Here is a 24,561-nt window from a genome sequence, read left to right on the forward strand (position 1 = left end):
CATGGCAAAGATCAGAATCGCCCAGAACCCGACGTTCAAGGCCTTCGTGTCGATCCCTATCGTTGGGGGCGAGCCCGAGAAGATCGAGTTCACCTTCAAGTATCGGGATCGTCCAGGGCTTGCCGCCTTGTTCGATGAATGGACCCTGAAGCGCGACGAGGCACAGGCCGCCCTCGGCGATAAGCCTACGCTTTCCGAAATCGTAGCCGCTGACACTGAGCAGCAAGCTCAGCAGATCAAGGACCTGGTGGTCGGCTGGGGCTTCGATGACAAGTTCGACGATAAGAGCATCCTGGCATTGGTGAAGTCCTGCCAGGGCGCTGCTGAGGCAGTTGTGAACGCCTACCAGAACGCATTCAGCCAGGCCCGCCTGGGAAACTGACAGACGCCGCCCGCGCACTCTACGCGCCGGCGGCACCTGCTGAACTGATGGGTCTGTTTGGGCTTTCCCCGGGTGACCTTGAAGAGGTGACCGAGGTATGGCCCTGCAACTGGCCGGCGTTCTTCCTGTTCAACCGGATGTCGACTCAGTGGCGGGCGGGCGCCGGCGGCGCGATCGGTCTCGACTACAACTGCATCCGCGACGTGGCCGGCTTCCTCGGTATCAAGAAAAAGAAACTCGCTGAAATCTTCCCTGACCTTCAGGTGCTGGAAGGCGAAGCCCTGCGCGTCATGGCGGAGGAAAGGGAAAACAGCCCGTAACCACGGGCACTTATTCAAGGTGAGTCGATGAACATTGCAGAACTCGGCGTCAAGATCGACTCGGCCGATGCAATCCAGGCTAAAACGAGCCTGGATGATATGGCGAAGGCCGGTGGCCGGGCCGAGCAATCCGCTGCCAGCCTGATGAACGAAATGCAGGCCCTGGAAAAGTCGCTGTCTACCAGCGCCAAAACCACGCAGGATCTAGCGAAGCAGCGTGACGCACTCACCAAGCTGACTAAGACCGGCGCCTACGGTGAAGCCGAGGCGGCGAAGATCTCCGCGCAGCTCGACAAACAGCAGGTGGCCCTGGCCAAGTCTGCCATGGACGAGCAAAAGGCTCTGAATAGCCTGTTGGGTGCCATCGACCCGGCTCGCGCCGCCATGGCCAAGCTGGATACCCAGGTTGAGCAACTCGGCAAGCATTTGGACTCTGGGCGCATCAGCCAGCTTGAATACAACGAAGCGCTGAAAAAGCTCGACGGCAAGTACGCCGAGATAGACAAGACCAGTTCGGCGTTCGCTGGTCTTGGATTGAACACCAAGGCTGCCAGGCAGAACGTGGTGCAGCTCGGAAATGCCCTGGCTGAAGGAAACATTCGCGTAGCAGCGCACAACGTTTTGGAACTTGGCACCAATGCCGGTGCTTCGGCTGTCCGAATTGCAGCGATAGCAGCGCCTATTGGGCTCGCTGTCGCGGCGGTCGGCGCATTGGCTTATGGGTTTGCCCAGGGCAGGGCAGAAGGCAACAAGTTCAACAAGGATCTGGTTCTCACCGGTAACTATGCAGGTGTGAGCGCTGGCCAGCTTGGTGAAATGGCACGCCAGGTCAGCGCCACCGTCGGCTCTACCGGGCAAGCGGCCTCAGTCCTTGCCCTGCTGGCCGATAATGGGAAGATTGCTGGGGCAAGCTTTACAGAGATCACCAAAGCCGCTGTATCGATGCAGGAGGCGACCGGGAAAGCCGTCAGCGAGACGGTATCTGAGTTTTCCAAGCTCGCTGAAGACCCGGTTAAGGCATCCGCCGCACTGAATGAGCAGTATCACTACCTGACTGCTTCGGTTTACTCACAAATTATAGCTTTGGAGAAGCAAGGTGATCACGCCGCGGCCGTTAAGCTCGCGACCGATACGTACGCCGACGCGATCAACGAGCGTACCCCAAAGATTCTGGCGAACCTCAGTCTTTGGGAAAAGGCTTACAACGCGGTAGCGCGCGCGGCTGACGGCATCAAGAACTTTGGCCGTCCGGATATCGGTGCGGATATTGAGCAGGCTCGCCGCGATCTGGCCGATGCCCAGAAGGGCAATATCGGGCTATTCCAAAACCAAAAAGAGATTATTGAGGTTCGGCAAAACCGCCTGAACATGCTCGAGGACGAGAAGGCCGCACAGGCCGATATCGCGAAGTGGGAAGGCGAACAGGCCAAGGCGCAGGCCGAAGCCGTATCGTCCATGACTAAGGTTGATGCCCTGACCAAGTCATCGTGGACGAATGAGCAGAAGCGGGCCGATGCGCTCAAGGAATACAAAAAACAACTCGCCGATATCCGTAAGGTTGCACCGAATGACCCGCGTCTTGCCCAGGCTACGGTTGATAAAAACATTGCCAACATCAACGAAAAGTTCAAGGACCCCAAAACTGCCAGTACCCAGGTTGATCTGACCAGCTTCAACAATGCCAAGAACGACTTGGCGGCGATCACCGACACCTACAAGAATTATCAGAAGGAGCTGGAGGCGGCGCAGAAGGCAGGCCTGCTGTCCGAGGAAGACTACCTACTGCGGCGGCAGGCTCTTATTGGCAACGAGCTTGACCAGGTAACTGCTGCCTACGAGGCGGAGATATCCGCTCTAGAGGCAGCGAAAGGTAAGAAGACCACTTCGGCCGCGCAAAGCATCCAGTTGGATCAAAAGATCGCAGACGCGCGCGCAGGGCTGGTCAAAGCGCAGAAGGATGCGGATAGCCAGCTTGAAGTATTGGCCACGAATGAGACCGGGCGGCTTGCCAAGCAGGAGCGGTCGATCAGCACGTACGTGCAGGCGCTGGGTCAGCAACAGCGGGCTTTGGAACTGGCAGGCCAGCGCGCAGTGCTCGGCGTGGGGCAGGGCGATCGACAGAACGCGCTCAGCGGCGAACTGAACAGCCAGCAGGACCGGTTTGCTCAGCAGTCGCTGGAGCTTGCCAACCAGAAGTCCGATCCGTCGCGCAATATGTCGGAGGAAGAGTTCAAGCGCAAATCGCAGGCTCTCGCAGAAGCGAACAAGGCCGCGACGGACCAGATCCGGCAGAACTACGCGGATGTGGAGGCCGCCCAGGGCGACTGGACGAAGGGCGCAACAGCGGCCTGGGCCAACTACCTGGATTCGGCGCGGAACATCGCCGGCCAGACCAAGAGCCTTTTCGGTAATGCCTTCAGTTCCATGGAGGATGCGGTTGCCAATTTTGCGATCACTGGGAAGCTGTCTTTTGCTGACTTCACCAAGTCGATTCTGGCCGACATGGCGAGAATTGCCACTCGACAAGCGAGCTCGCAGCTACTCAGCAGCTTGTTTGGCGCGGGGCTGAGCTACTTCAGCGGCGGCGGTGGTTCTGGTGGGGCAAGTCAGGCCGGCTACACCGGTACCGACCTATCCAACTTCACTCCAGGCAGCATTCAGGCCAAGGGCGGCGCCTGGTCGGGCGGTGTACAGATGTTCGCCGACGGCGGCGCCTTCACCAACACCATCGCAACGGGCCCAACATTGGCGCCCATGGCGCTGTTTGGCGAGGCCGGGCCAGAGGCAATCATGCCGCTCACCCGTACAGCCAACGGCAAGTTGGGTGTTTCTGCGGTTGGAGGCGGCGGTGGCGGGGTAAATCTCAGCCTCAGCATGCCGATCATCCTGAGTGATCAGGAAGCTGGTCGGCCAGATGGTGCTGAGTTCGACGCCGAGACCTTCCAACGCAATATGGAGGCGCGCACCCGGCAGGTTGCAGTCGAAGAAATCGCCAAGTCCTGGCGTCAGGGTGGTGTAAGCCGCCGCAACGTGAAGGGGTGATTCATGGCGATTGAGCGATTTACTTGGGCAACAGAGAAGGGCGCGGAGGGCGAAATCACCCAGCGCGTCCGCACAAAGCAGTTTGGCGATGGATACGCCCAGTCGGTCGAGGACGGGATAAACAATCAGTCTGAATCCTGGCCGGTGACCTTCACTGGCTTGGCGTCAAAGATCATGGAGATCCGGGCGTTCCTCGACAGACACAAGGGGGCGAAAGCCTTTCTCTGGACGCCACCCTTAGGCGTGCTTGGCCTCTACAAGTGCAACGGCTACAAGCCTGTGCACCGCGGCGGCCAGGTCTACGCCATCACCGCAACCTTCCAACAAACCTTTCACCCCTGAGATAACCGCCCATGGCACTGATCACGGACATCCAGAAACTGGAGCCCGGCGGCGAGATTCGCCTGTTCGAAATTGACGGGACAGAATACGGCGCCGATTACTTGCGGTTCCACGGGCATGCGATCCCGCACACGCCCGAGGAATTGCTGGCCTACGAAGGCTCAGAACAGGAACTGCCCGCCAAGTCCATCATCTGGCAGGGCGAGGAGTACGCGGCCTGGCCGGTGCAGATCGAAGGAATCGGCTCTAGCAGTGACGGTACGGCCACCCGGCCAACATTCGCTGCCGGCAATATCAACGGCCGTGTCACCACGCTCTGTCTGGCGTTCGAGGACCTTCTGAAGTTCAAGCTGACAGTCCGCGAGACCTTGGCCAAGTACCTCGATGCCGCGAATTTCCCCGAAGGTAATCCGGCGGCCGACCCAACACAGGAGGCGCTGGAAATCTGGTACATCGACCAGAAAACCAGTGAGGACGGCGAAGCCGTGGTATGGGAGCTGTCTTCCGCGGGCGAGATCGACAACCACGGGCTGCCCGGGCGGCAGATGACCACGTTCTGTCACTGGGCTATGACCAATGGCTACCGCGGTCCGGATTGTGGCTACACCGGCGCGTCCATGTTCGACGATGAAGACAACCCCACAGATGACCCTGCCAAGGACCAGTGCAAGGGCTGCCTGTCGTCCTGCAAGCTGCGCTTCGGCGAAAACAACGAGTTGTCCTTCGGTGGATTCCCCGCCGTTTCCCTGATTGCTCGGAGCTGACCATGCGCAAGCACATCATTGCGGCCATCCAGGCGCACGCGGCGGCCGAGTATCCGAAAGAGTGCTGCGGCCTGTTGCTAGCCGTCGGGCGCGCACAGAAGTACTTCCCGTGCCGGAATATCGCCACGGAGCCGAACGAAGAGTTCCAACTCGATCCCGAGGATTATGCTGCGGCGGAAGACTTGGGCGAAGTGATCGGCATCCTTCACTCGCACCCGGACGCCACCAGCAGGCCGTCACCGCACGACCTGGCAATGTGCGAGGCCACGGCCTTGCCCTGGCATATTTTGAGCTGGCCCGAGGGCGACCTGCGCACGATCACGCCGACGGGCAGCACGCCGCTTCTCAAGCGCCCGTTCGTGCACGGTGCTTGGGACTGCTGGCAGGTCTGCGCTGACTGGTATTCCCGCGAGTGGGGCCTGGAATTCGAAACCTTCCAGCGCGCCGATGGTTGGTGGGAGAGTGCGGAGAACGCGAGCCTGTACGAGCAACACTACGAGGCGGCCGGTTTCGTTCGCGTTGACCAACCGCAGCGCGGTGACATGATCGTTATGCAGGTTGGCCGGACGGCTCACCCGAACCACGCTGGCATATACCTCGGCACTGATCCGTCGCTGCCTGGTGAGGATTCAGGTGTGTTCGGTCCGGGCCCCTTCCTGCTGCACCACCTGTACGGCAGGCCATCGGAAATCATCATCTTTGGCGGCCCCTGGCATGACCGGACGCGCCTGATTCTTCGTCATCGTGACGCTCGGTGGTACAGTCGCCACTTTCAGGACGAGGATCGATCATGCGGATTTTGATAGCTGCGGCGGTGGTAGCAATGCTGGCGGGGTGTGCCTCATCGGCGATTTCGGTAAGGGATGCGAAACCGGTGCCGTCAGATGAGCTGTACGCCTTCCAGTCCAAGCCGTCCGGCGAAAGCGGGAAGATCACGGTTGTCCGTGACTCCGGCGCGGTCGGTTCAGGCTGCGATATCGTCGTCTACGTGGATGGACGCAAGGCCGCGAAAATAGGTACAGGCCAGCGAGCTACCTTCTACCTGCCACCAGGCTCCCCGAATATCGGCGCCGGTCTCGCCGGTTCAGGCCTGTGTGCCGGGGCTGCAATCCGCACCATCGCAGCGACGGTGCAGTCCGGTAAAGAAAGCCTATACCGCATTAGCGGCGATATGGCCGGGTTCTACATTGGCCCCTATGTCGACTACAACTGAACCAAGAAAGCCATGAAACCGCCTACGGGCGGTTTTTTATTGTCCGGAGAAAGTGATGCAGGCATCAGCGATCAACTATCAACCCATGACCACCATTCGTCTGCATGGGCAACTCCGGCAGTTCGGGAAGTCCTTCAGGCTCGCGGTAAACTCGCCGGCCGAGGCGATCAAGGCACTATGCGTGCAGATCCCTGGGTTCGAGCGGTTCCTGTCTAACGCCAAGTCGCGCGGGCTTGAGTTCGCGGTGTTTCGCGACAAGCGCAACATCGGTGAAAAGGAGCTGAACTACAGCGGAGCCGGCGACATTCGTATTGCGCCCGTGGTGGTGGGAAGCAAGCGAGGCGGCATCCTTCAGACCATCGTTGGCGCGATACTGATCGTTGTGGGCGTCATCTTTTCCGCGACGCCCTTCGGCACACCGCTTATTGGCGCGGGCATCGGCCTTGTCGCCGGCGGCGTTATTCAGATGCTCAGCCCCCAGGCCGGCGGCCTCAAGACCAGCGCAGCGCCCGAGAATACCCCCGGCTACGCCTTCGGCAGCGCCAAGAACACCACTGCATCTGGCAACCCGGTACCGCTCTGCTACGGCAAGCGGCGGGTGGGCGGCGCGATCATCAGCGCCGCGATCTACGCCGAAGACCAGATGTAGCTGTCATCCGCAAAACCGCAGCCGCCCAAGAGGCGGTTTTTTATTGCCTGGAGGAAAGCATGGGCGCAGCACGCAAGATCGATATCCACGGCGCCAAGGGTGGCGAAGAGAAACCAAAAACGCCAACGGAAGCCCCAGATAGTCTGCGCTCGGTCGCCATTGCCAAAATGCTTATCGCTGTAGGCGAGGGCGAGTTCGAAGGCACGCCAACTGCCAAGGACATCTATCTCGACAACACGCCACTGCAAGATCCCCAGGGCAACATGAACTTCCCGAACGTGAAGTGGGAGTGGCGCACCGGGGCCGTGGACCAGGCTTATATCCAGGGCATCCCCTCGATCGAGAACGAGACCACAATCAGCACCGAGCTGCGTAGCGGTACGCCATGGGTCCGAGCCATCAGCAATACCCAGCTTTCCGCCGTGCGCGTTCGCTTCGCCTGGCCGGCACTTCAGTCTGTGGATGCCAGCGGCAACATCAACGGGTACCGGATTCAGTACACAGTTGAATTGGCTACGGACGGCGGCGCATACCAGCAAGTGCTGAGCGAGGCTGTAGACGGCAAGACCACCAGCCTGTACGAGCGCACCCGCCGAATCGATTTGCCTAAGGCCAGCACGGGCTGGCTGATGCGAATCACTCGACTGACCGTCAACCAGAACAACAACAAAATCTCCGACACCATGCAGATCGCTGGCTTCACTGAGGTGATCGACGCGAAGATCCGTTACCCCAACACCGCGCTGCTCTACATCGAGTTCTCTGCCGAGCAGTTCCGCAGCATTCCAGCCGTCACGGTCGAGACCAAGCTGAAGAAGATGCAGGTACCGAGTAACTACGACCCGGTATCCCGCACCTACACAGGCGTTTGGGATGGCACCTTCAAGCAGGCATGGACCGACAACGCGGTTTGGATGACCTATGACATCACCACCGCCGACCGCTTCGGCCTTGGTCGCCGCATCAAGCCATGGATGGTGGACAAGTGGGAGCTTTACCGTATCTCGCAGTACTGCGACCAACTGGTGCCGGACGGTAAGGGCGGCCAGGAGCCGCGCTTCATCTGCAATCTGAACTTGCAGAGCAAGGCTGACGCCTGGTCGCTGCTGCGCGACATCTCGGCGATCTACAGGGGGATGACCTACTGGGCCCAGGGCCAGGTTTTCACCCTGTCGGATATGCCGCGCGCCACGGACTTCGACTTCGCCTATACCCGGGCAAACGTTCTCGATGGCAAGTTCACCTATTCCAGCGCTTCGGAGCGAACCCGCTATACCCGTGCGCTGGTCAGCTACGACAACCCGCTGAACAACTACGACACTGATGTCACGGCGGTGACCGACCAGAAGCTGCAGCGGCGTTACGGCGACAATCCGCTTGAGATCAGCGCAATCGGCTGCACCCGCGAATCTGAGGCCCAGCGCCGCGGCAAGTGGGCTCTGCTCACCAACTCCAAGGACCGAGCTGTAACCTTCAAGGTCGGCCTCGACGGGCGCATCCCGCTGCCTGGCTACGTGATCCCGATCGCGGACGAACTACTGGCTGGTCGGCCGGTGGGCGGGCGCATCTCAGAGGTGAACGGAAAGGTTATCAAGCTGGACCGAGATACCCAGGCCAAACCCGGGGACCGGCTGATTCTCAACCTGCCCGACGGCAAGTGCGAGGGCCGCACCGTGCAACTGGTAAGCGGCCGGCAGGTGACGGTTACCGTCGCTTACTCCGTGACGCCTGAGCCGGAACTGGTCTGGGCGCTCGATGCTGACGATCTGGCAATCCCGCTATACCGCGTTGTGAGTGTGGCCAGGCCAGAGGCGGGTGTATTCGAAATCTCGGCCGTGCAGTACGACCCGAGCAAGTTTGCTCACATCGACACCGGTGCGCGCCTGGAAGAGCGCCCGATCAGCGTAATTCCCATCACAGTGGTTCCGCCGCCGGTCAGCGTCACGCTGACGTCGAGCTACGCCGTGAACCAGGGCATTGCCATCAGCACCATGAACATCTCGTGGCCTGCCGTAACCGGTGCCGTCGCGTATGACGTGGAGTGGCGCAAGGACAATGGCAACTGGATCAAGGTGCAACGCACCGGTTCGACCAGTGTCGATGTCACCGGGATTTACTCGGGCGCCTATCTGGCCCGGGTGCGTGCAGTGAGCGCCTTTGAGATTTCTTCGATCTGGAAAAGCTCCAGCCTGACCAACCTTGAAGGCAAAACAGGCCTGCCGCCGGCGGTGTCGTTCCTGACCACAACCAGTGAGCTGTTCGGTATCGGCATCAAATGGGGCTTCCCGGCTGGCGCTGAAGACACCCAACGCACTGAGCTGTGGTATGGACCAGCGAATAACCTGGCGGCCGCGACCAAGCTGGCCGACCTGGCCTATCCGCAGGCTGACTACCGCATGCAGTCGCTGCTGGCCGGCGCAACTCTGTTTTTCTGGGCGCGGCTGGTAGATCGGACCGGCAACATCGGGCCATTCTTCCCCGTGGTGAATGGCGTGATGGGCCAAGCCAGCGCAGACGCCGGTCCTATCCTAGAGCAGATCAAGGGGCAAATCGACGAGTCGTCCTTGGGGCAGTTGCTGAAGGCGCGTATAGATCTCATCGACGGTAACGGACCCGGCTCGGTGAATAGCCGTATCAACGCAGCCAAGGACGAGCTGGAAGGGCTGATCGATCAGATCGTCGATGCGCTTGAGTACGACCCGGCCAAGACCTACGTCAAGGGTGACATTGTTCGCCAAGGCCAAAACCTGTTCCAGGCTATAGCCCCGGTACCAGCAAATACGCCACCGCCGAATGCCAACTACTGGTTCAACATGGGCACTCTCGCCGAGGCCACCAACGCGATGGCTCTGCAAATCCAGCAGAACAGCGCCGGTATTACCGAGATCGGTAACGAGGTGACCTCACAGGCTTCGCAGTTGAGCGCCGTGAAGGCCACGGTGAATGATCCAGCGACTGGCGTGAATGCCACGGCTACAGGTTTAAGCACGCTTAAGGCTACGGTGACCACGCTTGATGGCAAGGTCACCACCACGGCGCAGCGGGTTGACGGCATTTACCTGCAAGTCAATCCACCGCTCCAAGGTGACGACAGCGCCTTGATGGGATCGGATACAGCCTATGTCGGCGTCTGGTCGACTCAGTCAGCGCTGATCGAGGGAGATCTTGTGCAGGGCCAGCGCACGGACTCGGTGGAGGTGAAGGTTGCCAGCAACGCAGCCGCCATTGCCACTGAGCAGACTGCGCGCCTCAATGCGTATGGTGCCTTGGCAACTAGCCTTGAAACCGTCAGGACGACAGTTAACGGCAACTCGCTCGCCATCCAAACCAACAGCACGGCAATCCAGACCGTCAACGGCAAGGTCACGGCGAACTGGTCGGTGCGGATGCAGTACGAATCCGCCACCGGTCTCTATAAGTACGCCGGTATCGGGCTTGGTCTTGAGAACGGCCCAGGCGGTTTGCAGTCGCAGTTCATCATCGACGCCGACCGGTTCGCTATCGGCCAGGCTGGCACGGTGCCTTTTGCGGTTACGGGCGGGCAGACCTTCATCAAGGCTGCATTCATCCAGGACGGCACGATCACCAATGCCAAGATCGGCAACTACATCCAGTCGAACAACTACGACCCGGGCAAGGCGGGGTGGAAGTTGTTCTTTGATGGGACCTTTGAAATCAATAGTTCTCTTGGGGCGAACCAGGCTCGGCAGGTGATCAACAACAAGGGCGGGAAGGTTTTCGACGAGGCGGGCAACAAGCGCTATCAGTGGGGGGATCTGTCCGCATGAGTTATGGGATAAGGATTTGGGGCGCCAATGGCGCCCTCGAACTTGATGAAACCTCATTCTCCGTTCGGGTCGTATATTCGGACGTTGTGCAGTCGGGGGTTCCTGCCCCAGGTAGAAGCAGGACGATTGCCATTGCAGGTGTTTCGCCTTCAACCCACTCGGCCGTGTGCATCCCAATTGGCGCTTATCCTCAAGATCCAAACGCCCAAAATCTTTATGCCATTCAATATGAGCCTCAGGTTTACGAGGGTGGCGTAATCGTTTGGTTTGGAAATCGAGCTGCGCCGTCCGGTACCGTAGGACTTGGCCCTCAGAGACTTTTAGTTATGAGGTATCGGTAGATGAGCTATGGCATAGAGTTCACAAATAACAGCGATGTAGTGACCCTTGATTCCGAATTTTCGCGGATGGTTGTTTTGCAAAGAGGAAGGTATCAAGGTGGTGTTTCATTTAGTGTTCCGATAACTAGTGCTGAACCACCATTGGTATTCGTAAGACCTGATGCCACCACTACGTTCAGCTACGCCACAATAGCTGGAAGCCCTGGTAACTGGACTGGGTTTTCTTTTGTCGGTGGTGGAGTCGGGAACTATTTTGTTGCTGCTTATAGTTCAACTCCGACAGCAACCTATGGGCTGAGGATATGGGATGGAACGGCTAAGTTGCTGTTTGATAGCGGAACTCCCTGTGCCCAGTTTACTAGAACGATTTCTGACTGGACATACCTCGGCTCTAGCTCAACCGGCCAGGGAACTACGCGTAGCAACTGGACGGCTACTAGCCCATTGAATACGGGTGACTTCATGCTAATCAACAACATAGGCATGGATGTTGCGGGATCAAGCACCAGAGCCTCAAAACTTTATTGTACTTGGGACTACTCAACGAACAGCCTATTGATGTGGATAGTCGGAGTAGCTAGCTCTACGTCCTTCTTCGTGCCCGTGGTTTTTGCAAAGCCAGTGACATGAATTAGTCATATAAATGCATTCGCTGAAATTGGATCGCCTGGATCTATATTCGCGATGCTTCCCGGAAGATAGTAACTATCAATTTGTTGGGGTTTTTCAATGGCAAGACAAGAGATTAATATCGGTACAGCGCCAACCGGCGCTGGCGGTGACACCACGCGCAGTACCGCTGTAAAAATCAACGCAATGACAACGGAATTGTATGCGCGTAATGCTCTGCTCGGTACCGCATCTAACGCGAATATCGGCACCGACATCGGCAATGTCATGGGAGTAGGGGCCTTTGGAAATGGTGTTGAGTACTCAACTGGCCTTCCCCTGTGCAGCGATATAAGCGGTAGCCAGGTCAGCAAGACAGGTACCTACCGTTATTCGTCCACGACCAGCGGCCGGCCGGACTACGGCTCAGGATTTGGTGTTGTTCAGCAGTTCTCCGCGACTTTCGACGGTACCTACAACTACGGCGCGCAGATCGCGGTTGATTACGCGACAACCGAGATGATGATGCGGCGCCTGACAGGATCGTCGGGGTGGTCAGCCTGGGCGAAGTTCTACAGCACCGCCAATACCACTCGCGCATCCGACGGCACACTCAAGGCGATCTGATCATGGCAAGAGCAGCAATCAACGTTTTAGGAGCCACGGGCGCGACCTATGATTTGGTCACGCTGGGCAGCAGTGCAATTACCTCAGCGCGCCTATCGATCGGCGTTTATCAAATCACCGGCTGCCTGGGCATGGTCCCATTTCCACCGATTGACGACGGCTGGGGCTACACCATCAACCAGGTAGACCGTCGAGCAGATGTTGAGATTGAATTTGCGGATGGTCTGTTGACCGTGACGGTGACCAAGGACGGTCAGCCATATGACTTGAAGCACATGATCACCTTGCACATTTTGGTGCCCGACTTGCCAGTGGTCAGCATGCCTCAGAATTTATCCACCAACGAGGTGGAAGAGGCGCCCGAAGCCTGACCCCAGCTGAACACAGCAGCCCGCCATTGAGCGGGTTTTTTATTGCCTGGAGAAAGCCATGCCGATTACTGAGCAGCAGTTGCTGCAGATCCTCCCGAACGCCGGCCGCCAAGCCGGCGTTTTTGTTCCTGTGTTGAATGCGGCCATGGGTCGCTATGGAATCGTCGGCACGGCTCGGGCCGCCGCATTTATCGCCCAGGTAGGGCATGAGTCAGGCCAGTTGCGGTACGTCCGCGAGATCTGGGGGCCGACAGCGCAGCAACTCGGCTATGAGGGGCGCGCTGACCTGGGCAACACCGTGGCGGGCGACGGCTCCAAGTTCCGTGGACGTGGCCTGATCCAGATCACCGGTCGGGCCAACTATGCCGCGTGCGGCGAGGCCCTGGGCCTGGACCTGATCAACAACCCCCAGCTTCTGGAACTCCCACAACACGCCGCGATGTCGGCGGCCTGGTTCTGGTCGACGCGCGGTTTGAACACCCTGGCGGATCAGGGAAAGTTCGCGACGATCACCCGGCGCATCAATGGTGGGCTCACTGGTCAGGAAGATCGCCAGGCGCTGTACGACAAAGCGCTGAAGGTGCTGGCATGACGCCGGTGCAGAAACTGGCCGGGCTGGCAGTACTGATCCTTGTGCTCATGGCCGGGGCCGCCGGCGTTACCTGGCAGGTTCAGGACTGGCGCATGGGCAAGAAGCTCGCCGAGCAGGCCGGACTGCATCAGGGTGACCTGGACAGAATCAGCATGGCCGCCGCCGCACAGGCCCGCGCCGAACAAGAACAGCGCCTGACCCTGGAGCAACAGCTGGCAGGCCAGGACCAACAACACGCCCGAGAACTTTCCGATGCCCAACGTAACCAGGCTGCTCTGCGCGATCGCCTTGCCACTGCTGATGTGCGGCTGTCAGTCCTCCTCGCCGAGGATCCAGCCAGTAGCTGCAATGTGCCTGCCACCCCCGGCGGCGCCGGCGTGGTTCATGCAACCCGTCGAGCCCAACTTGACCCAGCGCATGCTCAAAGAATTATCGCCATCACCGACGACGGAGATAACGCCGTGATCGCGCTGCGGGCGTGCCAGGACTACGTCAGGACAATTTCACGGTAGGCCGGCCGACCCGCTGTCTAAGCTCAGCCAGCTCGCGCCGGTCGAAGTTTTTCGAGGTGGTGAGTTCAGCGATCTCCTTTCGCATTGCGGCAGCCTCGGCGCCGCGCTCGCGGAGATAGCCGGCGAATTCGGCGTTCTTCGCCTGGACATCAAGTAGCGTCTGGCTGATGCAGAACACATCTGCCCGGGCTTTGCGAAGCTGCAGATTCAGTTCCTTGATCTCATTCTCCAGGATCAGGCAGTGCTGCTTGTACATTTCCAGAGGCGTGGGGAGGCCAAGCCACTCGCAGGTGTCTTCGTCGATGTTCATGCTGGGAAACTCAAATGCTGTATGTGTGTACAGTAGTCGAGGTGCTGATGATTTGGGAGTGGTGTTCGTCGGCAGAACGCCGGGGAAAGGTAGAATTGCGGAGCAAGCTCTATTATTGCGGAGCAAAAAAGATAAGGGCCTGCTCAGGTTTCCCTGGCAAGCCCTTGATATCTATGGTGCCCGAACCCGGAATCGAACCGGGACGCCCTTACGAGCGGGGGATTTTAAGTCCCATGCGTCTACCAGTTTCGCCATTCGGGCGGTAGCGCGGTGTAACAGGGTTGGGAATATATAGATCCTGGCTCGTTGGTGCAAGGTTCTTGCCTAAAAGCCGGGTTAAAAAAGCTTGTGAGATCAGTAGTCTACAACGCCCGACCAGACCCTTTTCGAGTTTTTCCCGGGGTGGGAACAAGATTCTGAAAGTGCAGTCATAGCGATATGCCATCCCGGCATTCTGGAAAGGAATCAGTTGATGTTCAGTGCGCGTAAGCCTTCTTGGATGATTGCGGTCAGTGTAATCGGGTTGTTGGCGATGGGGGGCATCGGCACGGTGCAGGCGGGTGATGGGTTTGAATGGAGCGGGTTTGGTTCATCGACGGGCGACAGGCTCGCGACCAGTTCCTCGGTGGCTGGCCGAGAGAAAGTACTGGCGGCCAGCAATATTACGGTGGGTGATATCGAGCGCCTGCTGAGTCATCAGGAAAGCCAGGACGAAGAACTCAAGCATTTGAAAAGCAAACTGGACGAACAGGCGCGCTATTTCGAGGAGTTCAAGCGTAAGGATGGCTCAAGCTCCAGCGCCAGTGACAGCCAGTTGGCTGATTTGAAGCACACGGTCGCGGATCAGAAGAACACCATCGACAAGCTCAAAAGCGAAGTGGAGGACCTGAAGCGCAATTCCAACTCCAGTTCGAGTTCCAGTTCCAGCGAGCTGTCGCGACTCAAGGACGATGCCCAGGATCAGAAACGTAGCCTTGAAGACCAGAAGCGCAGCCTTGATGATCTGAAACACACGGTCGACAACCTGGCCAGCAAGGTGAAGTGACGCCTGCCAGCGCTTGCGTGAGTCGCTGGCAATGTGCGAAGCGGCATTGCTGGCGACATGGCGTGCGGTGTTCTCAGCGTTCGGTTCACGCTACCCTGTGGCGTCCACGATCATGAAAAGGAATGAATGATGAGCGTCGTACACCAGCCGCTGGAGGGCAGTTGCCGCTGTAACCGGGTGCGCTTCAGTGTCAGTTTGCCCGAGGTCATCACCATGGCCTGCCATTGCCGTGGTTGCCAGAAAATGACCTCCAGCGCGTTTTCCCTCAGCGCCTTGATCCCCGCCGCTGGGTTCACCATCACCCAAGGCTGCCCGGTCATCGGCGGGCTGCAGGGTGTGGACCGCCACTATTGCTGCCCGCATTGCATGAGTTGGCTGTTTACCCGGCCCCACGGCATCGACGAGTTCGTCAATGTGCGCGCCACCTTGCTCGATAACGCCCGAGACTATGTACCTTTCATGGAAACCTGGACCCGCGAAAAACTGCCCTGGGCCTCCACCCCCGCCGTCGAAAGCTTTGCACAATTGCCTGAACCCCAGGACTTCCCGCGCCTGTTGCAGGCTTACGCCGAGTTCGTCTCAGTCAATCAACGCCAATAGATCCGTAACACCCACGTCCACGCCTGCCTGGCTCAGCAGCGTGGTGGCCTGGCCCCGGTGATGGGTCTGGTGATTGAAAAAGTGCACGAGCAAGCCAAAGAACGGCTTGCTGGCCCCCACGCCGCGCATGTTGGAGTACTGCAGGCGATGATCCAGGTCAGGCTCGCGCAAGGTGTTGACCCAATCGAGTATCAACTGATCCAGCCAGGCGCGTCGGGCAGAAAGCTCACGAATATCGGCGAACGCCAGTTGCTTGAGGTCGGTGGGTGTTGCGATCGAACTCAAGGGTGCCAGCGCCGCAAAGCCTGCCGGGTGTTGGGCGAAGCGTTTGAGCCAGACCGTATCACCCAGTGCAAGGTGGTTCAGGGTGCCGAGGATCGAGCCGAAGAACGCCTGCCGGTCTGCGCTCAACGCGGCGTCCGGCAATTGGCCGGCAGCAGCATAGACCTTCTGGTTCATCCACTGGTTGTAGCTCGCCATCAATGCAACGTGCTCGATACGGTTCACCTGTGTGCTCCTTCAACAGTGTAATGGCGCCATCATAAGGCGTGCCTGCTCGGCGGTCTTGGTATTCCGACAGGGGCAGGCTATGGTTGTTGAACGCCCATATTGCGCCCTGGGAGGGCGACACCATGAACACCAGCGATCTATTGGAACAACTGCTGCGCGCGGGCCAGCAAAACAGCGGTGCTTCAGGCGGTGGCCTGGGCGGCTTGGGCGGGTTGCTCGGCGGGTTACTCAACAGTACGGGCAATAGTGCTTCGGCCGGGGGCGGTTTGGGCGGATTGCTGGGTGGTCTCGGCGGTTTATTGGGCGGTGCGCCTGCGGGCGGTGCCACGCAGCAGCGCTCCGGTGGGATGAATTATGCGGCGCTGGCGTCGTTGGGGATGGCGGCTTTCCAGGCGTACCAGGCGTGGCAGCGCCAGCAGGCCAGTGCGCCGCAGCAGGCAATCCAGACGGTCGACCAACTCGACGGGGCGGATGCCGAAGCCCATAGCCATGCCGTGCTGCGCGCATTGATCGCGGCAGCCAAGGCCGATGGCAAGATCGATGAGCAAGAGCGGCAGATGATCTCAGCCGAGATTGGCCGGCATACCGATGACCCCCAGTTGCAACAATGGCTCGACGCCGAAGTCGCCAAGCCACTGAATGCCGGGGATTTTGCCGAGTATGCCGATGACCCGGCAGTGGCGTCGGAGATCTACCTGGCCAGCGTGATGTTGGTCAACGATCAACAGGAGGCGGAACGCGCTTACCTGGATGAACTGGCCGGGCAGTTGCAAATCGACCCGCAGTTGCAACTGCACCTGGAGCAGCAGGCGAAAGCTTAAAAACGCAGGGTGGCACCGGTGGTCAACCACTGGTTGTGATCCTCGTTGAGGCTTTGCCCAACCAGTAGGTCGATGTCGATCAACTGACCCACGTGAAAGCGCGGCCCGGCCTGCCAGGCCTGGTCGCCGCCTTCCTGGCCATAGCGCTCACCGATCAGCGTGAGTGCATCGGCTAGCTGGTACTCGAAACCTGTGCCCCACGTCAGCCGGTGCTGCTGTTCACCACCGTTATAGGCGTGGGTCCAACCGCCATTGAAGTTCAAGCGCAGTGCTTCAACGGGTTGCCAGGTCAGGGGCACGTTGAAGTCGGCGCCGTCAAAGGCATGCGCGCGGTCCAAGGCGAAGTGGCTGGTGGCGGACACCGCCAACTGCAATCCCAGATCTTGCCGTGACCACACCTGGGCTTTGACTTGCGGGCTCACCTGCGTCTCGGCATCCCCCGCATTGCTGGCACGCGACAGCGCCGCACTCCATTGTACCGCCGGCAGCGCGCTGAACGTGCAGGCCGGGTTCAGGGTTTCGTTATGGATGTTGCCTTGGTGCCGGTTGACGCTGTACCAGGCGTCGACGTTGCAGGTGCCCGGATCATTGACCGCGCCGTCGTCGACCACGTAGGCGCCACCGGCTGCCTGGGCCTTGGAACACATCGCGATGAGCAGAACAATGCCCAGGCTTGCGCCAATGAAGATCAGGTTGCGTTGTAGCGCGCGGCGCTTGGCCGGCGGTAACAGCAACAGCGTATGGCGAGCCCCCCGATAGTGACGTGCGCGATATTTGGCAAACCCATCCGGGCGATGAGGGGTGTGTTTTTTGTGCATGATGCACCTCGCTTGAATTCAGCTTTCTACGGTCAGCACCGAAATGCCGCTGGCTTTGGCCTGGCTGACCAGCTCCGAGGTGTCGTCACCGCCTGGCAGGGCGATGATCACGTCGGGTCGGCTGTCGGTCAGCATGAAATGATTGCGTTGGCGTTCCGCCTGTTTGCCATGGCGTTGCCAATTGCACGGGTAACGCACCACATCGATGCCCATTTCCCGCGCCCACTCCTCGATGTTGCTGCCGAGGAATTGGTTGCCGCCGTGAATCAATACCTGCATCGGGCGCAGGCGGTGGTAAGCGTCCAGCACTTGGCGGGACTTCTGGGTGTCGGCGTAATGACGACCTGCACAGATCAAGACGCGCATGTTCGAATCCTTGTGATGCGCGGTGGCGACCCTGCGGTCGCCACCGTTTAAACGGCGGGAGCGATCAGTACCACTGCTTGAAGCGGCGGATGTAGATCGTTTTCATCAGTTGGGCCACGCAGCAGTAGGCGAGCAAGGTGCCGACCAGCCATGGAAAGTACGCCAGCGGCAGCGGTTGCAAGCCCACCAGGGTGCCCAGCGGCGAGAACGGCACGTAGATCCCCAGGGCGATCACCAGGCAGGTCATCATCAGCACCGGCCAGGCCGCCGTGCTCTGGAAGAACGGGATCTTGCGGGTGCGCAGCATATGCACCACCAGGGTTTGCGAGAGCAGCCCTTCGATGAACCAGCCGGACTGGAACAGGGTCTGCATTTCCACACTGTTAGCGCTGAACACGTACCACATCAAGGCAAAGGTGGTAATGTCGAAGATCGACGAGGTCGGCCCGATCCAGATCATGAAGCGGCCGATGTTTTGCGCATCCCACTTACGCGGTTTGGCCAGGTATTCCTTGTCCATCTTGTCCCACGGCAAGGCCAGCTGGGAGATGTCGTACATCAGGTTTTGCAGCAGCAGGTGGATCGCCAGCATCGGCATGAACGGAATGAACGCACTGGCCACCAGCACCGAGAACACGTTGCCGAAGTTGGAGCTGGCGGTCATGTTCAGGTACTTCATGATATTGCCGAAGGTTTCGCGGCCCTTGAGCACGCCTTCTTCCAGCACCATCAGGCTCTTTTCCAGCAGGATGATGTCCGCCGATTCCTTGGCGATATCCGTGGCGGTGTCGACCGAAATACCCACGTCGGCATCGCGCAGCGCCGGCGCATCGTTGATACCGTCGCCCAGGAAACCCACGGTATGGCCGTTGGCTTGCAGGGCCTTGAGCACCCGGGATTTCTGCAGCGGTGTCAGCTTGGCAAACACCGTGCGTTCTTCCACGCGGCGCAGCAGGGTGGCGTCGTCCATGGCTTCGATATCCACGCCCAGCAGCGGCTGGCCGGGTTCGAGGCCAACCTGGCGGCAGATCTTGGCGGTGACTACCGCGTTGTCGCCGGTGAGCACTTTGACGGCAACACCAATTTCCTGCAGTGCGGCAATGGCCGGGCCCGCGGTTTCCTTTGGCGGATCGAGGAAGGTCAGGAAGCCCTGGATCACCAGGTTGCGCTCATCGGCAGGGGTGTACTGTTGGCGCGCCAGGGATTTGGGAATGTTGCGCCTTGCGACCACCAGTACGCGGAAACCATCCTCGTTGTAGTCGTTGGCTAGCGCCAGCAACTCTTCACGGCGGCGCTCATCCAGCGGCACGGCATCGCTGCCTTCCATCACGTGGGTGGAAATGCCCAGCATCTCTTCCACGGCGCCCTTGCACACCAGCAGCTGATCGCCGGCAGCATCCTTGACGACGATCGACAGACGGCGGCGTACAAAGTCGAACGGCAATTCATCCACTTTGCTGTAGGCAAATGGCACCTGGAACTTGGGGTTCTGCTCCGAGAACTGCACCACGGCCTGGTCCATCAGGTTCTTCATGCCGCTCTGGTGGAAGCTGTTGAGCCAGGCCAGCGACAGCACCGCATCGTCACGTTGGCCAAAGGCATTGACGTGGTGTTCGAGGATGATTTTGTCCTGGGTCAGGGTGCCGGTCTTGTCGGTGCACAGCACATCCATCGAACCGAAGTTCTGGATCGCATTCAGGCGCTTGACCACCACTTTGCGCTTGGCCATGGCGGTGGCGCCCTTGGCCAGGTTGGCGCTGACGATCATCGGCAGCATTTCCGGGGTGAGGCCCACAGCAACCGCCAGGGCGAACAGGAACGCATCGCCCCAATCACCTTTGGAGAAACCGTTGAGCAGGAACACGATCGGCACCATCACCAGCATGAAGCGGATCAGCAGCCAGCTGACGCTGTTCACCCCACGGTCGAAGGCGGTTTGCACACGGGAGCCGACGATCGCTTTGGCCAGGGAACCGAAGTAGGTGCGCGGCCCGGTGGCTACCACCACGGCCTTGGCCCGGCCGCTGACCACGTTGGTGCCCATGAAGCAGATGTTCGGCAGGTCCAGCAGGTTGCCCTGGTCGGCCGCCAACGAGGACGCCGACTTCTGCGTCACATCACCCAGGGTGTCGTACTTCTCGACCGGCAAGGCTTCGCCGGTCAGCACCGCCTGGCTGATAAACAGGTCACGGGATTCGATCAGGCGGATATCCGCCGGGATCATATCGCCGGCCGACAACTGCACGATATCGCCGGCCACCAGTTCACGCATCGGCACTTCGCGCAGGCTGGGCTGGGCGCCCACTTGCTCGCGGCGCAGCACGGTGGCGGTGGTGCGGACCATCGCCTTGAGCGCTTCGGCGGATTTGGCCGAGCGGTGTTCCTGCCAGAAGCGCAACAGGCTGCTGAGCAACACCATGGTCATGATGATGATGACCTTGGTCGGGTCGGCCTCTTCGCCGTCCCGCATCGGCAGCCAGCAGTCGGTAACAAAGCTGATGCCGCCTAGGGTCAGCAGGACATAGATAAAAGGATTGTTCAGTGCCTGCAGGAACTGGACGATGGCGTGAGGCGGCTTGTCATGGGCCACCTCGTTATAGCCTTCGCGCTGTAGACGTGCCGAGGCGTCCAGTTCGGTCAGGCCGTCCTGGGTCGCCCGTACATTGGCGAGGGTGGCCGACAGGCCGTTCTGGGCTTCGCGGGCGGCACGCATCGACAGTTTGGTGTCGCTTGCAGTGCCATTTTTCTTGTGCAGAGGCGTGTTTTTTACGGCGCTCATTGTCTGTACTCCTGTCGCCAATTCTCGACAAAACATACCCGGTACTTACCTGATTGCAGGCGAGCGAAAGCATGCCGAGCCGCGGACTTCGCGATCGGTTTAAATAAAGTGCTTAATAACTTCTACAAGGCCCGCTTAGTGCGCGTTAATTAATTAGCGCGCAGCGGGCTACTACTGGACTTGTTCATAAAGAACTCCAGAAGGTTAATCGGGAAAGTTGTGGTTTCCAGCAGGCTCAGGCTGTGCGAGCGCTCACATAGAGGCTAAGCATCAGGCTCGCTTGAACGAGGCTGGAAACGTTCCGTCTCTGCGGGTCTTGAGGGTCGGCGTGATCCCAGTGCTGAACCAGTTGGCCAGTGGTGGGGCAGACACGCCAGTGCGCCAGCATTGGAGCCGGGCGTACTTGGGGAGAGGTTGCGGCAAAGGGCGAGCGGGTAGGCGAAAAGCCCACGGGCATGCGGCATAGCTTGGCTCGCAGGGCCGAGGCCAGCGAGCGGATATCAGGCAAAACAAAGGGTTGAAGGGTCATAACACACCTCGGGACCGGACAAGCGACCGGCGAGGCAGTTACGGTGGAGCATCAAGCTCTAGCGCAGCTTACCGGACCGGGGAGGCGAGTCCTGTCATATTCTGGGTTTGGCGCCCGATGCCCGCAGAGGCGGTGCTCGGACAGCGACTAGATACTGTGTCCATTGGCTTCTTTTGTGAGGTTTAAAAAAGGCCCCCAATTGCGGGCAGGGGCAATCTACTCAGCCAGTTACAAAATGTCAACGCATGATTAATTAAATGATCCGGCGTTCAGAGTTCATTCAGACAAGAGGCACGGGAAAGTTGCGATATATATAACTTCATACGCCCAATGCCGCGAGATAGGCGAGATACAACAGTACCAATCCGCAGGTGCCATAACTGACCCGCTGCCAGCGCGCCGATGCGTTCTTGCGCAACAGGTTGACCAGCGTAGCCACCACAAAGCACGACAACACCGACGCCAGCATGAAACCGGCAAAAAACATCAGGGTCTGCGCATGACTGGGCGTAGTGCCGACGATGCCCGACAATGCACTGCCGAGGGCGCCCCAATACACAATGTTCTTCGGGTTGGCCAGGGAGATGGCTGCGCCTACCGCCAGCGCATTCTGCCCTGAACGTGCAGGCACGGTTTGCGCTTGCGGCAAGTGCCAGGCGTCGATCAAGCCGCGCACGCCCAGCCAGGCCAGGTACAGCGCGCAGACCACCGTCAGCGGTATGCGCACGGCGTCATGCTGGATCAGCAGGGCGATACCGGTCAGGCCGATAACCGCCCACACGGCATCGCCCACCAGAGAGCCGGCCTGCACGAGCAAGGCCGGGGTGAACCCCTGAAGCAAACCCCGGCGCAACGTCTCCGCCAGCACCGCACCGGGTGAGAGGCAAAACACAAAACCGAATACCAGTGCGTAAAAAAAGATCGTCAACATGCCTGAATTCCCAGAAGTGATGGCAGGCAGTGTGCGAGCGGATGGCGCTATCGTCTTGGACCAGATTGCGATTTCAGCGCTGCAACAGGTTTTGATAACGGCCGGGAGTGATGCCATAGGCGGCCCGGAAATGCCGATTGAGGTGGCTCTGGTCGGCAAAACCCAGGTCCTGGGCCACTTCGCAGGGTTGCAGCCCCCTGCGCAGCAGACCTTTGGCGCGCCGGGTGCGAAGTTGCATGGCCCATTGCCGCGGGCTCAAGCCGGTCTCTTTCTGGAAGGCCCGCAACAGATGAAATTTGGACAGCCCCAACTCATCGCCAAGGTGTTCCAGAGGCAGCGTCTGATGAAGTTGCGCAGCGAGCAACTCTTGGGCGCGGCTGATCATGGGTTTTCCCGCCGGTGCACTCCCTTGCAGGCGCACACCACTGCAACCGACCACCTCGCCGAGCAGCAGTACCAGCGCTTCTTCATTCAGTTCGCGGACCAAGGCATCGCCGCTCAATGCGCCTTTCACCGCCGTCGCGAGGCGTTGCGCCAGCTCCGGTTGAAAACACAGGGCACGATCAAACTCCAACTGTGCCAGGCCCAGGTCGGTGGCCAGTTGGTCTGCCATGGCGTACACGCTGACAAACTGCCAGGGAGCGCCCTCGGCAGCGCCACCGCCCTGAATCTGGCCCGGGTTGTACAGGGTGATGCTGCCCGGGCCCGCCTGGAATTCGCGACGGTCGAGCCAGACTTTCTCTTCGCCGACCAGGTTCACGCCGATCACGCATTCATCGTGACTGTGACGGGCAAAGGACAGGCCGGTGCAGCGGGTGCTGGTGAGTTCGTAGTGGCCCAGCCAGGCGTGTTGCATCGCGTTCATCGGGTCAGCTCGGCAGTGGGTTGCGCCTTAGCATACGTAGCTGACCCAGGCTGCGAAAGTGTTCAGACACTCAAGCGCAGCGCGAGCGCGGCCAGGGTGATCAACAGCACCGGCAGGGTCAGTACGATCCCGACCCTGAAGTAGTAGCCCCAGGTAATGGTGATGCCTTTGCGCGCCAGGATATGCAGCCATAACAAGGTGGCCAGGCTGCCGATAGGCGTGATTTTCGGGCCCAGGTCGCTGCCGATCACGTTGGCGTAGATCATCGCGTCCTTGATCACGCCCACCGCATGGCTGGACTCGATGGACAGGGCACCGATCAGCACCGTCGGCAGGTTGTTCATGACCGATGACAGCAACGCGGTGAGCACGCCGGTGCCCATCGCCGCCCCCCACACCCCGTAGGTGGCGAAGGTGTCCAGCCAGGTGGCCAGGTAGGTCGTCAGGCCGGCGTTGCGCAGCCCGTAGACCACCAGGTACATGCCCAGGGAAAAGATCACGATCTGCCAGGGGGCTTCCTTGAGCACCTTGCGCGTGGAGATCTTGTGGCCTTTGGCCGCGATGACCAACAGCAGCACCGCGCACACCGCAGAAATCGCACTGATGGGAATACCCAGCGGCTCCAGGGCAAAGCAACCGATCAGCAAAATACCGAGTACCCACCAACCGGCGCGAAAGGTCGCACGGTCGTGAACGGCCCTGGCCGGGTCTTCCAGGTCGTCTGGGTTGTAGGCCTGTGGAATGTCGCGGCGGAAGAACCACAGCAGCACCGCCAGGGTGGCCGCGACGCTGACCAGGTTCACCGGCACCATGACGGCGGCGTATTGGTTGAAACCGATCTTGAAGTAATCCGCCGAGACGATGTTCACCAGGTTCGACACCACCAGCGGCAGGCTGGCCGTGTCCGCGATAAACCCGGCGCCCATGACGAAGGCGAGGGTCGCTGCCGGAGAGAATCGCAACGCCAGCAGCATCGACATCACAATGGGCGTGAGGATCAGTGCCGCGCCGTCATTGGCGAACAGTGCCGACACCAGTGCGCCGAGCAATACCATATAGGCAAACAACCGCCGCCCACGCCCTTGGCCCCAGCGCGCCACGTGCAGCGCGGTCCAGGCAAAGAAGCCGGCCTCGTCGAGCAACAGGCTGATGATGATCAGCGCCACAAACGTACCGGTGGCGTTCCAGATGATGTGCCACACCGCCGGGATGTCCGACAGGCTGATCACTCCGCAGGCCAGGGCCAGGATTGCCCCCAAGGTGGCGCTCCAGCCGACGCCCAGCCCTTTGGGCTGCCAGATGACCAGGATGATGGTGAAGAGAAAAATCGCAACGGCGACAAGCATGAATGAACGCTCCGATGGCTCGGCAACAGGTGCCGGCCGGTTATGGTGTTGGGCCTATTGTATCCAGACGCTACGCGTCGCTGCGCCAA

The 24,561-nt window shown here is 59.7% G+C and carries 26 protein-coding genes and 1 tRNA gene; 17 read left to right on the forward strand and 10 right to left on the reverse strand.

Annotation, left to right across the window (positions count from 1 at the left end):
- Nucleotide 1: 1 nt before the first annotated feature.
- From DK870_RS03795 to DK870_RS03860, 14 genes are all read left to right on the forward strand, one after another.
- On the forward strand, nucleotides 2–382 hold the full coding sequence (locus tag DK870_RS03795; RefSeq protein ID WP_053256732.1) for a phage tail assembly chaperone: 381 nt from the start codon (nucleotides 2–4) through the stop codon (nucleotides 380–382).
- Between the two features lie 47 nt (nucleotides 383–429).
- Nucleotides 430–702: a DUF1799 domain-containing protein gene (locus tag DK870_RS03800; protein WP_161547982.1), complete on the forward strand. Its 273-nt coding sequence runs from the start codon at nucleotides 430–432 to the stop codon at nucleotides 700–702.
- A gap of 27 nt (nucleotides 703–729) precedes the next feature.
- A complete protein-coding gene (locus tag DK870_RS03805) occupies nucleotides 730–3,744 on the forward strand; it encodes a phage tail tape measure protein (protein ID WP_161547983.1) in 3,015 nt (1,004 codons plus the stop codon).
- A gap of 3 nt (nucleotides 3,745–3,747) precedes the next feature.
- Entirely contained in the window at nucleotides 3,748–4,086 is a 339-nt protein-coding gene (locus DK870_RS03810) for a phage tail protein (protein ID WP_134657765.1), read from the forward strand.
- 11 nt (nucleotides 4,087–4,097) lie between these two features.
- Nucleotides 4,098–4,850, forward strand: a complete 753-nt coding sequence (locus tag DK870_RS03815; RefSeq protein ID WP_161547984.1) for a phage minor tail protein L — start codon at nucleotides 4,098–4,100, stop codon at nucleotides 4,848–4,850.
- A 2-nt stretch (nucleotides 4,851–4,852) separates the two neighbouring features.
- Entirely contained in the window at nucleotides 4,853–5,653 is an 801-nt protein-coding gene (locus DK870_RS03820; RefSeq protein WP_161547985.1) for a C40 family peptidase, read from the forward strand.
- Nucleotides 5,641–6,063, forward strand: coding sequence for a hypothetical protein (locus tag DK870_RS03825; protein WP_134657762.1), 423 nt, complete (start codon nucleotides 5,641–5,643; stop codon nucleotides 6,061–6,063). Before DK870_RS03820 ends, DK870_RS03825 begins: the two co-directional genes overlap by 13 nt.
- A 55-nt stretch (nucleotides 6,064–6,118) precedes the next feature.
- Nucleotides 6,119–6,712 (forward strand): tail assembly protein, encoded by a 594-nt coding sequence (locus tag DK870_RS03830; RefSeq protein ID WP_161547986.1) that lies wholly within the window; start codon nucleotides 6,119–6,121, stop codon nucleotides 6,710–6,712.
- A gap of 59 nt (nucleotides 6,713–6,771) precedes the next feature.
- The gene (locus DK870_RS03835; protein ID WP_161547987.1) at nucleotides 6,772–10,500 is read left to right on the forward strand and encodes a DUF1983 domain-containing protein; all 3,729 of its coding nucleotides are present in this window, start codon (nucleotides 6,772–6,774) and stop codon (nucleotides 10,498–10,500) included.
- A 341-nt stretch (nucleotides 10,501–10,841) separates the two neighbouring features.
- The gene (locus tag DK870_RS03840) at nucleotides 10,842–11,471 is read left to right on the forward strand and encodes a hypothetical protein (protein ID WP_161547988.1); all 630 of its coding nucleotides are present in this window, start codon (nucleotides 10,842–10,844) and stop codon (nucleotides 11,469–11,471) included.
- Between the two features lie 99 nt (nucleotides 11,472–11,570).
- Nucleotides 11,571–12,077 (forward strand): hypothetical protein, encoded by a 507-nt coding sequence (locus tag DK870_RS03845; RefSeq protein WP_161547989.1) that lies wholly within the window; start codon nucleotides 11,571–11,573, stop codon nucleotides 12,075–12,077.
- Nucleotides 12,078–12,079: 2 nt separating this feature from the next.
- Complete coding sequence (locus DK870_RS03850; protein ID WP_161547990.1) at nucleotides 12,080–12,448, forward strand: phage tail protein; 369 nt, start codon at nucleotides 12,080–12,082, stop codon at nucleotides 12,446–12,448.
- Between the two features lie 58 nt (nucleotides 12,449–12,506).
- Entirely contained in the window at nucleotides 12,507–13,040 is a 534-nt protein-coding gene (locus DK870_RS03855; RefSeq protein WP_161547991.1) for a glycoside hydrolase family 19 protein, read from the forward strand.
- Nucleotides 13,037–13,552: a lysis system i-spanin subunit Rz gene (locus tag DK870_RS03860; protein WP_161547992.1), complete on the forward strand. Its 516-nt coding sequence runs from the start codon at nucleotides 13,037–13,039 to the stop codon at nucleotides 13,550–13,552. The genes DK870_RS03855 and DK870_RS03860 overlap by 4 nt, the downstream gene beginning before the upstream one ends.
- On the opposite strand, the gene DK870_RS03865 is transcribed toward DK870_RS03860, so the two are convergent.
- Nucleotides 13,533–13,862: a hypothetical protein gene (locus DK870_RS03865; RefSeq protein WP_134658131.1), complete on the reverse strand. Its 330-nt coding sequence runs from the start codon at nucleotides 13,860–13,862 to the stop codon at nucleotides 13,533–13,535. The genes DK870_RS03860 and DK870_RS03865 overlap by 20 nt on opposite strands.
- Before the next feature lie 174 nt (nucleotides 13,863–14,036).
- A tRNA-Leu gene (locus DK870_RS03870) sits at nucleotides 14,037–14,123 on the reverse strand.
- A 211-nt stretch (nucleotides 14,124–14,334) separates the two neighbouring features.
- Here DK870_RS03870 and DK870_RS03875 point away from each other — a divergent pair.
- Both DK870_RS03875 and DK870_RS03880 read left to right on the forward strand, forming a co-directional pair.
- Complete coding sequence (locus DK870_RS03875; RefSeq protein WP_161547993.1) at nucleotides 14,335–14,907, forward strand: hypothetical protein; 573 nt, start codon at nucleotides 14,335–14,337, stop codon at nucleotides 14,905–14,907.
- A 129-nt stretch (nucleotides 14,908–15,036) separates the two neighbouring features.
- Nucleotides 15,037–15,507: a GFA family protein gene (locus DK870_RS03880; RefSeq protein WP_104993870.1), complete on the forward strand. Its 471-nt coding sequence runs from the start codon at nucleotides 15,037–15,039 to the stop codon at nucleotides 15,505–15,507.
- Here the strand turns inward: DK870_RS03880 and DK870_RS03885 are convergent.
- A complete protein-coding gene (locus DK870_RS03885) occupies nucleotides 15,487–16,014 on the reverse strand; it encodes a DinB family protein (protein ID WP_090370922.1) in 528 nt (175 codons plus the stop codon). The genes DK870_RS03880 and DK870_RS03885 overlap by 21 nt on opposite strands.
- 125 nt (nucleotides 16,015–16,139) lie before the next feature.
- Between DK870_RS03885 and DK870_RS03890 the strand changes: the two genes are divergently transcribed.
- Nucleotides 16,140–16,838, forward strand: coding sequence for a tellurite resistance TerB family protein (locus tag DK870_RS03890; RefSeq protein ID WP_161547994.1), 699 nt, complete (start codon nucleotides 16,140–16,142; stop codon nucleotides 16,836–16,838).
- Here DK870_RS03890 and DK870_RS03895 read toward each other — a convergent pair.
- The 7 genes from DK870_RS03895 to DK870_RS03920 all read right to left on the reverse strand — a co-directional run bounded on the left by DK870_RS03895 (nucleotide 16,835) and on the right by DK870_RS03920 (nucleotide 24,472).
- Nucleotides 16,835–17,656 carry a hypothetical protein gene (locus tag DK870_RS03895; RefSeq protein WP_161547995.1) on the reverse strand — a complete coding sequence of 274 codons (822 nt, stop codon included), beginning with the start codon at nucleotides 17,654–17,656 and terminating at the stop codon, nucleotides 16,835–16,837. The genes DK870_RS03890 and DK870_RS03895 overlap by 4 nt on opposite strands.
- Before the next feature lie 18 nt (nucleotides 17,657–17,674).
- On the reverse strand, nucleotides 17,675–18,022 hold the full coding sequence (locus tag DK870_RS03900) for a DUF2493 domain-containing protein (protein WP_060752947.1): 348 nt from the start codon (nucleotides 18,020–18,022) through the stop codon (nucleotides 17,675–17,677).
- Nucleotides 18,023–18,086: 64 nt separating this feature from the next.
- Nucleotides 18,087–20,801: a magnesium-translocating P-type ATPase gene (gene mgtA, locus DK870_RS03905; RefSeq protein WP_161547996.1), complete on the reverse strand. Its 2,715-nt coding sequence runs from the start codon at nucleotides 20,799–20,801 to the stop codon at nucleotides 18,087–18,089.
- A 235-nt stretch (nucleotides 20,802–21,036) separates the two neighbouring features.
- The gene (locus DK870_RS29585) at nucleotides 21,037–21,330 is read right to left on the reverse strand and encodes a hypothetical protein (protein ID WP_081086954.1); all 294 of its coding nucleotides are present in this window, start codon (nucleotides 21,328–21,330) and stop codon (nucleotides 21,037–21,039) included.
- A gap of 319 nt (nucleotides 21,331–21,649) precedes the next feature.
- Nucleotides 21,650–22,261, reverse strand: a complete 612-nt coding sequence (locus DK870_RS03910; protein WP_161547997.1) for a LysE family transporter — start codon at nucleotides 22,259–22,261, stop codon at nucleotides 21,650–21,652.
- Nucleotides 22,262–22,334: 73 nt separating this feature from the next.
- A complete protein-coding gene (locus tag DK870_RS03915) occupies nucleotides 22,335–23,126 on the reverse strand; it encodes an AraC family transcriptional regulator (protein ID WP_161547998.1) in 792 nt (263 codons plus the stop codon).
- A 62-nt stretch (nucleotides 23,127–23,188) separates the two neighbouring features.
- A complete protein-coding gene (locus DK870_RS03920; RefSeq protein WP_161547999.1) occupies nucleotides 23,189–24,472 on the reverse strand; it encodes an arsenic transporter in 1,284 nt (427 codons plus the stop codon).
- Nucleotides 24,473–24,561 lie beyond the last annotated feature (89 nt).

The sequence above is a fragment of the Pseudomonas sp. Q1 genome (genome assembly GCF_009935975.1).
GTDB lineage: Bacteria > Pseudomonadota > Gammaproteobacteria > Pseudomonadales > Pseudomonadaceae > Aquipseudomonas > Aquipseudomonas palleroniana.

Excerpts from the sequence above, each read along its gene's own strand:
- DK870_RS03795 (WP_053256732.1), top strand. The coding sequence starts at position 2 with ATGGCAAAGATCAGAATCGCCCAGAACCCGACGTTCAAGGCCTTCGTG.
- DK870_RS03800 (WP_161547982.1), top strand. The coding sequence starts at position 430 with ATGGGTCTGTTTGGGCTTTCCCCGGGTGACCTTGAAGAGGTGACCGAG.
- DK870_RS03805 (WP_161547983.1), top strand. The coding sequence starts at position 730 with ATGAACATTGCAGAACTCGGCGTCAAGATCGACTCGGCCGATGCAATC.
- DK870_RS03810 (WP_134657765.1), top strand. The coding sequence starts at position 3,748 with ATGGCGATTGAGCGATTTACTTGGGCAACAGAGAAGGGCGCGGAGGGC.
- DK870_RS03815 (WP_161547984.1), top strand. The coding sequence starts at position 4,098 with ATGGCACTGATCACGGACATCCAGAAACTGGAGCCCGGCGGCGAGATT.
- DK870_RS03820 (WP_161547985.1), top strand. The coding sequence starts at position 4,853 with ATGCGCAAGCACATCATTGCGGCCATCCAGGCGCACGCGGCGGCCGAG.
- DK870_RS03825 (WP_134657762.1), top strand. The coding sequence starts at position 5,641 with ATGCGGATTTTGATAGCTGCGGCGGTGGTAGCAATGCTGGCGGGGTGT.
- DK870_RS03830 (WP_161547986.1), top strand. The coding sequence starts at position 6,119 with ATGCAGGCATCAGCGATCAACTATCAACCCATGACCACCATTCGTCTG.
- DK870_RS03835 (WP_161547987.1), top strand. The coding sequence starts at position 6,772 with ATGGGCGCAGCACGCAAGATCGATATCCACGGCGCCAAGGGTGGCGAA.
- DK870_RS03840 (WP_161547988.1), top strand. The coding sequence starts at position 10,842 with ATGAGCTATGGCATAGAGTTCACAAATAACAGCGATGTAGTGACCCTT.
- DK870_RS03845 (WP_161547989.1), top strand. The coding sequence starts at position 11,571 with ATGGCAAGACAAGAGATTAATATCGGTACAGCGCCAACCGGCGCTGGC.
- DK870_RS03850 (WP_161547990.1), top strand. The coding sequence starts at position 12,080 with ATGGCAAGAGCAGCAATCAACGTTTTAGGAGCCACGGGCGCGACCTAT.
- DK870_RS03855 (WP_161547991.1), top strand. The coding sequence starts at position 12,507 with ATGCCGATTACTGAGCAGCAGTTGCTGCAGATCCTCCCGAACGCCGGC.
- DK870_RS03860 (WP_161547992.1), top strand. The coding sequence starts at position 13,037 with ATGACGCCGGTGCAGAAACTGGCCGGGCTGGCAGTACTGATCCTTGTG.
- DK870_RS03865 (WP_134658131.1), bottom strand. The coding sequence starts at position 13,862 with ATGAACATCGACGAAGACACCTGCGAGTGGCTTGGCCTCCCCACGCCT.
- DK870_RS03875 (WP_161547993.1), top strand. The coding sequence starts at position 14,335 with ATGTTCAGTGCGCGTAAGCCTTCTTGGATGATTGCGGTCAGTGTAATC.
- DK870_RS03880 (WP_104993870.1), top strand. The coding sequence starts at position 15,037 with ATGAGCGTCGTACACCAGCCGCTGGAGGGCAGTTGCCGCTGTAACCGG.
- DK870_RS03890 (WP_161547994.1), top strand. The coding sequence starts at position 16,140 with ATGAACACCAGCGATCTATTGGAACAACTGCTGCGCGCGGGCCAGCAA.
- DK870_RS03895 (WP_161547995.1), bottom strand. The coding sequence starts at position 17,656 with ATGCACAAAAAACACACCCCTCATCGCCCGGATGGGTTTGCCAAATAT.
- DK870_RS03900 (WP_060752947.1), bottom strand. The coding sequence starts at position 18,022 with ATGCGCGTCTTGATCTGTGCAGGTCGTCATTACGCCGACACCCAGAAG.
- mgtA (WP_161547996.1), bottom strand. The coding sequence starts at position 20,801 with ATGAGCGCCGTAAAAAACACGCCTCTGCACAAGAAAAATGGCACTGCA.
- DK870_RS29585 (WP_081086954.1), bottom strand. The coding sequence starts at position 21,330 with ATGACCCTTCAACCCTTTGTTTTGCCTGATATCCGCTCGCTGGCCTCG.
- DK870_RS03910 (WP_161547997.1), bottom strand. The coding sequence starts at position 22,261 with ATGTTGACGATCTTTTTTTACGCACTGGTATTCGGTTTTGTGTTTTGC.
- DK870_RS03915 (WP_161547998.1), bottom strand. The coding sequence starts at position 23,126 with ATGAACGCGATGCAACACGCCTGGCTGGGCCACTACGAACTCACCAGC.
- DK870_RS03920 (WP_161547999.1), bottom strand. The coding sequence starts at position 24,472 with ATGCTTGTCGCCGTTGCGATTTTTCTCTTCACCATCATCCTGGTCATC.